Origin of the sequence: Chitinimonas sp., from assembly GCF_041904975.1 — a bacterium.
GTDB lineage: Bacteria > Pseudomonadota > Gammaproteobacteria > Burkholderiales > Chitinimonadaceae > Chitinimonas.
The window spans coordinates 1-2,517 of the sequence record NZ_JAYRLZ010000414.1; the positions used below are offsets into that span (position 1 = coordinate 1).

At 63.2% G+C, this 2,517-nt stretch carries 3 protein-coding genes and 1 other RNA gene; all 4 read right to left on the reverse strand.

Annotation, left to right across the window (positions count from 1 at the left end; translation table 11 throughout):
* Positions 1 to 277: RNase P RNA component class A (rnpB, locus tag ACE3OH_RS21595), an RNA gene on the reverse strand; the annotation flags it as partial.
* 26 nt (positions 278 to 303) lie between these two features.
* On the reverse strand, positions 304 to 450 hold the full coding sequence (gene cydX / locus ACE3OH_RS21600) for a cytochrome bd-I oxidase subunit CydX (protein ID WP_374358151.1): 147 nt from the start codon (positions 448 to 450) through the stop codon (positions 304 to 306).
* Between the two features lie 11 nt (positions 451 to 461).
* Positions 462 to 1,598 carry a cytochrome d ubiquinol oxidase subunit II gene (gene cydB, locus ACE3OH_RS21605; RefSeq protein WP_374358156.1) on the reverse strand — a complete coding sequence of 379 codons (1,137 nt, stop codon included), beginning with the start codon at positions 1,596 to 1,598 and terminating at the stop codon, positions 462 to 464.
* Positions 1,591 to 2,517 (reverse strand): cytochrome ubiquinol oxidase subunit I (locus ACE3OH_RS21610; RefSeq protein ID WP_374358159.1); only part of this gene is annotated, 927 nt, incomplete at its 5' end. The genes ACE3OH_RS21610 and cydB, both read right to left, overlap by 8 nt.

Sequence of the window (2,517 nt, forward strand, 5' to 3'; positions counted from 1 at the left end):
GCGGTGGTCTCTTACACGCAGGTCTTGCGACCCACCGTACCTGTTGCAAGGTACGCGCCTTTTCACCCTTGCCTGATCCCGAACGCATTTTCCTGGGCAAGCCCAGAAAAATGACTTTGTCGCCTTTTCAGGCGACAAGTCGGGCCATCGGCGGTTCAGCTCTCTGTTCCACTTTCCGTCGCCTCGCGGCGCCCGGCCGTTAGCCGGCATCCTGCCCTGTGAAGCCCGGACTTTCCTCCCCGTGGACTAGCCACGCGGCGACTGTCCGGCCGACTTCGCGGCGCGAGTTTACCACCGCGCGGCCTACTCGCCCCGATAATCCTCGAAGCGGCGGCGGGTGGCATCTTCATTGCGCTGGCCGAACGCGTAGTTCGCCTCCAGCCACATGACATTGATGATGCCGAAGGCCAGCGCCAAGCCAAGACCCAGAATCCAGCTGAAGTACCACATGCTCAGTCTCCTTAGTAAGCCGTATGCGAATCGCGACGTATCTGCTCGACCGTTACCGTGCCGCGCATCACCCGGTACACCCAGCCGGTGTAGAGCAACACAATAGGCAGCAACACGATCACCAGTACCAGCATGATGCCCAGGGTCTTGTGGCTCGAAACCGCATCCCAGGCAGTAAGGCTGCTGGCCGGATCGAGACTGGATGGCAACACGAAGGGGAATAGCGACAAGCCCGCCGTCAGCAGCACCCCGACCACCGCACTGGCACTGGCAAGGAAAGCCGGCCAGCGCCAGCTGCGCCAGGCCGCCACCACGCAGAGCAGTGCGCCGGCCAGCCCCAGCACAGGCACCAGCACCAGCCAGGGCCAGCGGCCATAGTTATCCAGCCAGGCACCCGCTTTGCGCAGCACCGTTTTGCTGAGCGGATCGAGCGCGCTGGCGATATCGCCCGAGCTGACCAGGTGCAAGCCGTCGAGCTGTGCCACCCACTGCCCGCCGAGCAGGAACAGCACGGCCAGCGCCAGACCAAGCACCATCACCGCCTTGCGGCTGCGGGCAAACACGGCGCCATCGGTGCGCAGCAGCAAGAAGGTACCGCCATGCAGCGCCAGTAAAACGGCCGACACCACACCGCAGTACAGCCCGAAGGGGTTGAGCTGCTCCAGCAACCCGCCGGCATAGCTGACCCGCATGCTGCTGTCGAAGCGGAACGGCACCCCGACAAACAGATTGCCGATGGCAATGCCGAATACCAGCGCAGGCACCAGGCCGCCGATAAACAGGCCGCGATCCCAAAAGCGGCGCCATGCCGGGTTGGGCAGCTTGCTGCGGTAGTCAAAACCGACCGGCCGCAAAAATAGCGCGCACAGCGCCAGAATCAGCGCGCCGTAGAACACCGAGAAACCGGCGGCATACACCAGCGGCCAGGCGGCGAATACCGCACCGCCACCCAGCACCAGCCACACCTGGTTGCCTTCCCAGGTCGGGCCGATGGCATTGATGGCGACGCGGCGCTCCTCGTCGCTGCGGCCGACCATGGGCAGCAGCATCGCCACGCCCATATCGAAGCCATCCATCAGGGCAAAGCCGATCAGCAAGATGGCGACAATGCCCCACCAGATCAATTTGAGCGTGGCGTAATCAAGCATGATTGGCCTCCAGTGCGACGAGGTTGGCGGTTTCTCCGTGGTAGCGGCCGGTAGCCAGGCTGGCCGGCCCTTTGCGTATGGTCTTGATCATCAGGAACAGCTCGACGGCAAACAGCGCCAGATAAATGCTGCAAATGGTGATCAGGCTGCCCCACACCTGCGACGGCGCAACGCTGGAAGCGGCCAGCCGGGTGGGCAAGATGCCGCTGATCGCCCAAGGCTGGCGGCCATACTCGGCGACAAACCAGCCCAGCTCGATAGCGACCCAGGGCAAGGGAATGGCCAGCACACACAGCCGCAGCAACCAACGCTGCGGCGCCAGCTGCTTGCGCACCAGAAACCAGAAGCTGGCGGCAAAGATGAACAGAAAGCCGATACCCAGCGCCACCATGCCACGGAAGGCCCAGAACAGCGGCGCCACCTTGGGTATGGTGTCGTTCACCGCACGGGCAATATCGGCAGCACTGGCATCCACCACATTCGGGGCGTACGGCTTGACCAACAGGCCATAGCCAAGGTCGGCCTTGTGCTGCTCGAACTGCAGACGGGTGGCATCGCTCGTATCGCCAGCCTTGATGCGGCTAAGCGCACCATAGGCCTCCATGCCGCTACGGATGCGCCATTCATGGCTCTTTTTCAGATCCTTGATGCCGATCACCGGCGTATCGGTGGAGCGGGTGGCGATCAGGCCCAGCACATAGGGGATCTTTACCGCGTAATCGGTACGCTCCTGCTCCTGATTGGGCAGGCCGAACACGGTGATGCCGGCCGGGGCGGGGTGGGTTTCCCATTCGGCTTCAATCGCCGCCAGCTTCACTTTCTGCACTTCGCCAGTGGTATAGCCCGACTCATCGCCAAGGATGATCACCGACAGCGCCGACGCGAGGCCAAAGCCGGCCGCCACCGCAAACGAGCGGAT